Below are 8,980 nucleotides of genomic sequence, written 5' to 3' on the forward strand. Positions count from 1 at the left end.
TCAGCGACGGCGCCGGCCGATCACTGAGCCCGGGATCGCTGGCGCGCCCCCCAACTCAACCTCCGCCCACGGTGGCGCCCTGTCCGGGACCTACCGGCGAGCGCGCCAACTGGTGGTGGTACACACCCTTCCAACCCCAACCACCACCGACAAACAACTAGCCGAGTTACCGGGGCCGGTCACTGCCGGCAATATCACGAAGCTCAAAACACGTTGGCGCATAGGGTATTTCATGCTGCCGACTGCTCCGTTGTGAACATCGAGGTCGACAACCAGACCCGCACCGCCGACCCGCGATCCCAACACCTCATAACCCCTCACCAAGATCGATGGTGAGGCATGGCTACTCGCTCTGCGGGGCCTTGACCCGTCGTGGAGATCGCAAAACCCTATAGCGGCGGCAGCTGGCCCTTGCATATCAGCGTCTGCAGCTCGACGTACTCATGCAGGCCCTCGGGGCCGAACTCGCGCCCGATGCCGGATTGCTTGAAGCCGCCGAACGGTGCGCCGATGTCGAGGGTGTACATATTGATGCCGTAGGTCCCGGTGCGCACCGCGGCCGCCACGTCCAGGCCGTGTTCGATGTCGGCGGTCCACACCGAACCGGCCAGCCCGTAGTCGGTCTCGTTGGCGATGCGGATCGCGTCGTCTTCGTCGCGGTAGCGCAGCACGGTCAGCACCGGGCCGAAAATCTCCTCCCGGGCGATGCGCATGTCGTTGGTGGCGTCGGCGAACAGCGTCGGTTGCACATACCAGCCGCGCTCGGACGGACTCTGTTCGCCACCGAGCACCACCCGGGCTCCTTCGCTGCGGCCTGACTTGATGTAGTCCTGCACCCGGCGCTGTTGTCGTTGCGCCACAAGCGGTCCGATGTCGGTGGACTGGTCGGCCGGGTCGCCTACGTTCAGCGCCGACATCATGCCGGCCAGCGCGTCCACCACCTCGTCATGCTTACGGTCGCTGACCAGAATCCTGGTCTGCGCGACGCAGGCCTGCCCGTTGTTCATCAGCCCCGCGGACTTCAAGCCGGCCACCGTCTTGTCAATGTCGGCGTCGTCGAGGATGATCGCCGCGGACTTGCCGCCCAGCTCCAGGCTCACCCGTTTGAGCTGCTCCCCGCACAGGGCGGCGATCCGGCGCCCGACGGCGCTGGAACCGGTGAACGCGATCTTGTCCACCCCGGGGTGACGCACCAGCGCCTCACCGACCTCGGGACCGCCGGGCAGCACTGATACCACGCCTTCGGGTAGTCCGATCTGCTCGATCATCTCGGCCAACCACAAAGCGTCCAAGGGTGTTTCGGGTGCGGGCTTGATGACGACCGTGCAACCCGCGATCAGTGCGGGGATCAGCTTGGGCATGATCAGAAACTGCGGCACATTCCACGGCACAATCGCCCCGACCACCCCGACCGGGGCCCGGCGCAGATGCACTTCGCCGAGCACCCCCTGGCGACGTTCCTGCCACGGGAAGTCGCGGGCGGCGGCCAGGCAGAGGTGGATCAGCGCTGCGGCGGCCGCCCCCTGGCCCATCCGGCTGAAGCTGCGTGGCGACCCCATCTCGTCGGTGATGAGATCGGCCATCTCGTCGGCGTGCCCGGCGTAGATGCCGGCGAGCTGTTCGACCTTGGCCATCCGATCGGCAGGGCTCATCCGCGGCCACGGGCCGTGGTCGAAGGCGTGCCGCGCGGCGGTGACCGCCGCATCAACGTCCTCCGGGCCGGCGACTTGGACATGCCCGACCGGTTCCTCCGAGTGCGGCGAGATCACGGCGAGCTGCTGGGGATTGACCGGCTTGCGCCACTGCCCCCCGATGAACAGTTCGTCATAGCAACGATGGTCGGAATTCTTCGTCATCGGGGCACTTCCTTGAGGCAGCGGCGGGTGCGGGTGAGACGGTGACCGTAACTTCGTATTGACGCTAACATAGCCAAAAAAGAACTGGTCAGAAAACCGCGAGCGGGTCATCAGCGACGATGTCGAGGCGAGGCGCGATATGAATAATGACTGGCGCAGTTATCCATTTCAGTTGGTCCCCGGCGACCGTCAGTTGGACTTTCCCGCCGCCGAAGGCGAACACGCCGACCAGGAGTCAGACACCTGGTTCATCGCCGGTCAGCTTGACGCCGCCGAGACCGAACGGTCGTTTGCCTTCCTGACCATCTTCAACAAGAACCGGCCCGGGGGCACGGTCGTCGCCGACTTCTACACGATGGCGCTGTTCGACCTCGACACCGGCGACTACGGCACCTTCACCGATTACGACATGCCACCGGCCAATATGGAGCCGGGCGCGCAGCGCAAGCTGACGATGGCGTCGGGCCATCTGGACATCCACTACCACAGCAGCGCGGGAACCGCGTCGTGGACGACCAGCCGCAACGGCGACGGCGAATTGCTGCCCTACACCTACCGGGTCAGCCTGGTCGGCCAGGACCACACCGGTCGTCCCATGCGGCTCGACCTGGCCGTAACCCCAACGCGCGCACCGACCCCGGTGGGCGCATCGACATACAACGGCAAGATCACCTGCTTCGGTCAAAGCGACACCTATTCTTATTTCCAGACCGGAATGGCGATGACGGGCACCTTACGCTGGGGGGATCTCATCCAGCAGGTGTCGGGTACCAGTGGGCACGTCGACCGGCAGTGGTTCCCGAAATATGCCGGCGGTGGGGGATCCGGGGGAGACCCGCGGGCCAGGTCGCACGAATGGCGCACGATCAACTTCGACAATGGCGTTGACCTGAGCATCTGGCGCCAGTTCGACCGCGCCAACGGAAATGCGCTGCAGCCGTTTACCGGCGTCACGACGAGCCACCCGGACCCCGCGATCGCGCCGGAATGCGCCGAGGACGTCGAGGTCACGATCGCCAGCTATGTGCGATGGCCGGAGAGCGTGCGGCCCCTGGTGCGGCCCCTCGCTCCGGCCCGGTACATGCCTGACCGGCACAGGATCACTTGTCCCACAATGCAACTGGACCTCATCGGGGAGCCGCTGGTGGCGGCGCCGGCGCATGGGCTGCCGATCGAGTACATGGAGGGCCCATATCGCTACCACGGGACGATGTGGGGAAACTCGGTGACAGGCTTCGCTTTCAACGAACGCTCGCTGGCGCTGTATCGGGATTGGGAGCTCGTCGATGTGCTTCGCACTACGGTCGCGAACCTGACGCCGTCTGCACCCGACTTGCAGTCCATGGTGGAGCAGGTTGTGCCGCTGGTGGCCGCCGGCCGGCGCGATGCGGCGGTTGAGTTGTTGGCCAGCTCGGCGCGTGTCGAAAACGACATGCTGGCAACGCTTCTCGATGACCTGATCGCGGTGTTGTCAGCTGACCACAGCTGACTGTGACGACAGGGCCCGGGCCCAGGTGATGTGGCGATGTTGTAATCCCGGCTCGTTGCGGCCGAACACCAGGTGGTCGCGGACCCCCGACTCGAGATTGGCCTGCAGCCTCTCGACGAGCCGGTAGTCTTCGTCGCGCACGGTGGCGTGGGCATACTCGAAGACGGCCTGAGCGCCGGCGGCCACCGATTCGTCGGACAGGTCCTGCGGTGTTGCGTTCTGGTGGACGGTGATTGACCTACCGGGCCGATCCGCGGGGTAAATCCGGAACAGCTCACCGTTGGCGATCGTCACCGACAGCACGATGTTGGGGAACAGTGCATAGATCACCACCATGTTGTGGAACGGATTCCACTGGTCCTCGGGCGCGTCGTCGAGCTCCGAAATGGTGTTGAGCGGAAAGATCAGCCGGTGGTGCGGCCCGTAGGAGTCGAACAGCGTGCAGTTGCTGCGCGCGATCGTGGCGAAGGTGCGCTGATGCACGGTGGCGAAATGGTAGTTCTCCGCGAAAGTGTCGATTGCCAACTTCCAATTGATCGGGGAGTCCAGCACCTTCTCGCCCAGCGGGGACCAGCGACCGATGCCCCAGGAGTCGAGTTCGTCGCCGAGCGGGCCCAAGTGGGTGGCCACGTCCAGCGTCGCATCGGGATCCAATGCCACCCAGAGGAATCCGGCGAACTCGGTGGCCGGGAGTTCGGTCAGGCCGGCAGACCGCAGCGGCACGTCTGGGAAACCATTGCGCCCCGGCAGCCCGACCAGCAACCCGGTGTTGTCGTACGTCCATGCATGGTAGGGGCAGATGAACCGGGTGGCGGTGCCGCATCCCGTCGCCACCTGCGACTGCCGGTGCAGGCAGACGTTGTTGAACGCCTTCACCGTTCCATCAGAAGTTCGGGTCAACAGGATGGAGCGCCCCATCACCGTCTTGGTGCAATACCACCCAGGGGCGGGCAGTTCGGAGACGTAGCCGACCAACTGCGGGCTGGCCAGCAGCATGGCCCGGTCCCGGTGGTGGCGTTCGATACTCGTGTAGTCACATGCGTCGACCGTGTGCTGGGTCGGAGCGAGATCGGTCGTTTTGTCCCGCGCCAATTTCAACGCGCGGCGGGTCAGGTCGATGAGCTGGTCGTGTTGCACCCGCCCAGTACAGACCTTGACACAGTTGTAAGGTCAAGGAGTGGCTGACCAGTTGCTGATCGGCGACGTTACGGCCTTGACCGGCATCGCTTCCGGCCGTATTCGCCATTACGAGAAAATCGGTCTGCTGCACGCGCAACACCTGTCCAACGGCTATCGGGTCTTCGACGTCGAGCAGGTCCTCGACTTGTTGCGTATCGACCTGATGCGCAGTCTTGGCGTCGGTATCAACGACATTCAGCGGTTGATGGAAGGTGGGCACAGCGCGCTGGCCGGCCTGCTCGACGAGCACCGCAGGTTGCTGGTGCAGCAACGCGATCGGCTCGACCAACTGATCAGGGCCATCGATGCCGCCACCGAATGCGGCGGCGCAGACCTCAACGAGCAGATCCTGCACCGGTTGGCGACCACACACCGCGACAGCATCGGTGTGATCGGGCGGCTCAGCGCCCCGCTGTCTGCGTCGGTCGCGGCGATGTACGCCGACTTATTCGACGAGTGGAACCTGCCGGTGCCCGCCCTATTCGGGCAAATGGTGCTGCCGACCGCGGCCAGCACGCTGTTGGCGCAACTGGCCGAGACGCCGGGCCGCCAGGAGTTGTTCGATCGGTTGCGCGTGCTGGCCGCCGACGTGATCGGGTTGGGCGAGGACAGTGCGGCAGCACGAGATCTAGCCGCCAGGTGGATCGACCAGCAGGTGGCCCACCCGCTGCCCGACGATGTGGTCGCAGTGCTGCGCGGCGTGAAACCGCTGTTGGAGCACGATCCGGTGATCGTGCAGGGATTTCGGGCCTGGGCCGGATCAATCAGCCCGGCCGCCGCGCAGTTCATCGAGGAGATCGCCCAGCAGACCGCGCGGCGCGGCTTGGAAGCCGTGAGCGTCATCGTGCTACCCGCGCCGCAACCGGTCGAAACGAACGATGCCGCACTGTGAGGGACCTGTAACCCGTGTGGTCAACGTGTCATCTGGGGTTTGTGTCGTACCCTGTGGCTTGTGTCATCGGTTTCCCGGCGTGAGCTGCTAAAACTCGCGGCGGCCAGTCCGGCCCTGCTCGGTTTGGGCGTCGCCGGCGCATCGCTGAGTGTCGCGCCGGTGTCGGCGTCGCTCGGCACCCTGTTGGATTACGCGGCCGGTGTCATCCCGGCCGGCCAGATCCGGGCCGCGGGTGCTGTCGGGTCGATCCGGTATGTATCGGATCGGCGCCCCGGCGGCAACTGGATGCTGGGCAAGCCGATCCAGGTCGCCGAAGCGCGCGACCTCGACAGCAACGGACTCAAGATCGTGTCCTGCTATCAGTACGGCAAGGCCAGCACTGCGGACTGGCTGGGCGGTGCCAATGCCGGCCTGCAGCATGCGCAACGCGGAATGCAGCTGCATGCCGCGGCCGGGGGACCCGCCAGCGCGCCCATTTATGCCTCGATCGACGACGATCCTTCCTATGAGCAGTACAAAAGCCAGGTGGCGCCCTACCTGCGTGCTTGGGAGTCGGTAATCGGCCATCAGCGCACAGGCGTGTACGCCAACTCGAAAACCATCGACTGGGCATTGCACGATGGATTGGGCTCGTATTTCTGGCAACACAACTGGGGCTCGCCCAAGGGCTACGCCCACCCGGCCGCCAATCTGCACCAGGTTGAGATCGACAAACGCAGCGTCGGTGGGGTCGGGGTGGACATCAACGAGATCCTCAAGCCGCAATTCGGCCAGTGGGCCTAGCGCCCGCTGCCGTCGCCCGGTCCGGGCGGGACACGGGTTCTTAGAGTTTCCAGCAAACACTCGTTCGCTCATTTTCCAAACCGGTGCGGCCGGAAAGTTACGGCCGGATGCTGACGATCGCGTCACAACGGCGCTCCGCGGCCCAAAATTTTAATGTAACGATTTGATAACAAGACTGCCTTGATCTGCGCAGTTATAGCTACTCGACCGTAACCACCTGCATGCAGCAGGTTTGTTAATCGGGTCAGCGCCGGTAGGGAAAGCGCGTGTTACCCAGGACACGGTTACCCATGCGTAGAACTCACCAGTAACCGATCAGCACGCGAAACGCAGGCCCATCCTTATGACACTCTTAGTGCAGCCGATGGAGTCCGTCGCGCCGCTGCGCACCACTCGGGCGGTCCGCCGACAACACACCGGCCAGCCGTGTTCCCGGCTGTGATTCGACGCGGAATCGACAGAACCCCGCCCGGCGGTGGTGACCGCCAGACGACGAGACCTAAAGACGCATATAGGGGAGACAGACAAGGTGACGATTCACGAGCACGACCGGGTGTCCGCCAATCGCGACGGGCACGGCCCGCAGGGAAACAAGCGGCCGGCAGCCGGCGACACCCACGCTCTCGTCGACCGCCTGACGGCCGGGGAGCCCTACGCTGTGGCATTCGGCGGCCAGGGCAGCGCCTGGCTGGAGACGCTCGAAGAGCTGGTGTCCTCGGCCGGCATCGAGTCGGACCTGGCGACGCTGGTCGGTGAGGTGAATCTGCTCCTCGAGCCGGTCGCCAGAGAGCTCGTCGTGGTGCGTCCCATCGGCTTCGAGCCGCTCACGTGGGTGCGTGCGCTGGCGGCCGAGGACCCGGTCCCCTCGGACAAGCACCTCACTTCGGCCGCGGTCTCGATACCCGGCGTGCTGCTGACCCAGATCGCGGCCGTGCGGGCGCTGGCCCGGCAGGGTATGGACTTGAACGCGACCCCGCCGGCGGCTGTCGCCGGACACTCACAGGGCGTGCTCGCAGTTGAGGCACTGAAGGCCGGGGGCGCTCGCGACGTCGAGCTACTGGCATTGGCCCAGTTGATCGGTGCGGCCGGGACGCTGGTGGCCCGTCGCCGCGGAATCTCGGTGCTGGGCGATCGCCCGCCGATGGTATCGGTCACCAACGCCGATCCCGAGCGCATCGGCCAGCTGCTCGAGGAATTCGCGCAAGATGTGCGCACCGTTCTGCCGCCCGTGTTGTCCATCCGCAACGGCCGCCGTTCGGTCGTCATCACCGGCACCCCGGAACAGTTGTCCCGCTTCGAGCTCTACTGCAGGCAGATCTCGGAGAAGGAAGAAGCCGACCGCAAGAACAAGCTGCGCGGCGGCGATGTGTTTGCGCCGGTCTTCGACCCGGTTCAGGTCGAGGTGGGCTTCCACACGCCCCGGCTGGCCGACGGCATCGACATCGTCGGCGGCTGGGCCGAGAAGGTGGGGCTGGACGTCGAGCTGGCCCGTCAGCTCACCGAGTCGATCCTGGTGCGTCCGGTCGACTGGGTGGAGGAGATCACCCGCGTCCACACGTCCGGCGCCCGCTGGATCCTCGACCTGGGCCCCGGCGACATCCTGACCCGGCTGACGGCGCCGGTGATCCGCGGCCTGGGAGTGGGCATCGTGCCTGCCGCGACCCGCGGCGGGCAGCGCAACCTGTTCACCGTCGGCGCCGTCCCCGAGGTGGCGCGGGCCTGGTCCAGCTACGCCCCGACGCTGGTTCGGCTGCCCGACGGCAGGGTCAAGCTGTCGACCAAGTTCACCCGGCTGACTGGTCGCTCGCCGATCCTGTTGGCCGGCATGACCCCGACTACCGTCGACGCCAAGATCGTCGCCGCCGCGGCCAACGCCGGACACTGGGCCGAGCTGGCCGGCGGCGGGCAGGTCACCGAGGAGATCTTCGCCGACCGCGTCGAGCAGCTGGCCGGCTTGCTCGACGACGGCCGCACCTACCAGTTCAACGCGCTGTTCCTCGACCCGTATCTGTGGAAGCTGCAGGTGGGCGGCAAGCGGCTGGTGCAGAAGGCTCGCCAGTCCGGCGCGGCCATCGACGGCCTGGTGATCAGCGCCGGCATCCCGGATCTGGAGGAGGCCGTCGAGCTGATCGAGGAGCTGGGCGAAGTCGGCATCAGTCACGTCGTCTTCAAGCCCGGCACCGTCGAGCAGATCCGCTCGGTCATCCGAATCGCGACCGAAGTCTCCGCCAAGCCGGTGATCGCGCACATCGAGGGCGGACGCGCCGGTGGCCACCACTCCTGGGAAGACCTGGACGACCTGCTGCTGGCGACCTACTCGGAATTGCGGTCGCGCTCCAACATCACCGTTTGCGTCGGTGGCGGCATCGGCACGCCCGAGCGGGCGGCCGAATACCTCTCCGGGCGCTGGGCGCAGTCTTACGGCTTCCCGCTGATGCCGATCGACGGCATCCTGGTCGGCACCGCGGCGATGGCGGCCAAGGAGTCCACCACGTCGCCGTCGGTCAAGCGGATGCTGGTTGAAACGCAAGGCACCGATCAATGGATCGGCGCCGGAAAAGCTTCTGGCGGAATGGCATCCAGCCGCAGTCAGCTCGGTGCGGACATCCACGAGATCGACAACAGCGCCTCGCGGTGCGGTCGTCTTCTCGACGAGGTCGCCGGTGACGCCGACGCCGTCGCGGAGCGTCGCGACGAGATCATCGCGGCGATGGCCAACACCGCACGCATGGCCGTGGCGGCATCCTGGGTGGAGACCACCGGGGTGCCGCCGTCAATGGT

6 protein-coding genes and 1 pseudogene are annotated in these 8,980 nt (G+C 65.8%); 5 read left to right on the plus strand and 2 right to left on the minus strand.

Translation table 11 applies throughout. From position 1 onward, the window contains the following. A pseudogene (locus tag A5625_RS29890) lies at positions 1 to 161 on the plus strand (hypothetical protein); the annotation flags it as partial. A 228-nt stretch (positions 162 to 389) separates the two neighbouring features. Here the strand turns inward: A5625_RS29890 and A5625_RS02070 are convergent. Beyond that, positions 390 to 1,856 carry an aldehyde dehydrogenase gene (locus A5625_RS02070; protein WP_066988717.1) on the minus strand — a complete coding sequence of 489 codons (1,467 nt, stop codon included), beginning with the start codon at positions 1,854 to 1,856 and terminating at the stop codon, positions 390 to 392. A gap of 139 nt (positions 1,857 to 1,995) precedes the next feature. Between A5625_RS02070 and A5625_RS02075 the strand changes: the two genes are divergently transcribed. Then, complete coding sequence (locus A5625_RS02075; protein WP_066988718.1) at positions 1,996 to 3,345, plus strand: secreted hydrolase; 1,350 nt, start codon at positions 1,996 to 1,998, stop codon at positions 3,343 to 3,345. Here A5625_RS02075 and A5625_RS02080 read toward each other — a convergent pair. After that, positions 3,328 to 4,482, minus strand: a complete 1,155-nt coding sequence (locus A5625_RS02080; protein ID WP_066988719.1) for an aromatic ring-hydroxylating dioxygenase subunit alpha — start codon at positions 4,480 to 4,482, stop codon at positions 3,328 to 3,330. The genes A5625_RS02075 and A5625_RS02080 overlap by 18 nt on opposite strands. A gap of 40 nt (positions 4,483 to 4,522) precedes the next feature. Here A5625_RS02080 and A5625_RS02085 point away from each other — a divergent pair, with 40 nt between their 5' ends. The 3 genes from A5625_RS02085 to A5625_RS02095 all read left to right on the plus strand — a co-directional run. Next, positions 4,523 to 5,416 carry a MerR family transcriptional regulator gene (locus tag A5625_RS02085; protein WP_066988720.1) on the plus strand — a complete coding sequence of 298 codons (894 nt, stop codon included), beginning with the start codon at positions 4,523 to 4,525 and terminating at the stop codon, positions 5,414 to 5,416. A gap of 60 nt (positions 5,417 to 5,476) precedes the next feature. Further along, on the plus strand, positions 5,477 to 6,199 hold the full coding sequence (locus A5625_RS02090) for a DUF1906 domain-containing protein (RefSeq protein ID WP_066988721.1): 723 nt from the start codon (positions 5,477 to 5,479) through the stop codon (positions 6,197 to 6,199). A gap of 529 nt (positions 6,200 to 6,728) precedes the next feature. Next, positions 6,729 to 8,980 (plus strand): fatty acid synthase subunit beta domain-containing protein (locus A5625_RS02095; RefSeq protein WP_197515932.1); only part of this gene is annotated, 2,252 nt, incomplete at its 3' end.

This window comes from Mycobacterium sp. 1465703.0 (assembly GCF_001672975.1).
Taxonomy (GTDB): Bacteria; Actinomycetota; Actinomycetes; order Mycobacteriales; family Mycobacteriaceae; genus Mycobacterium.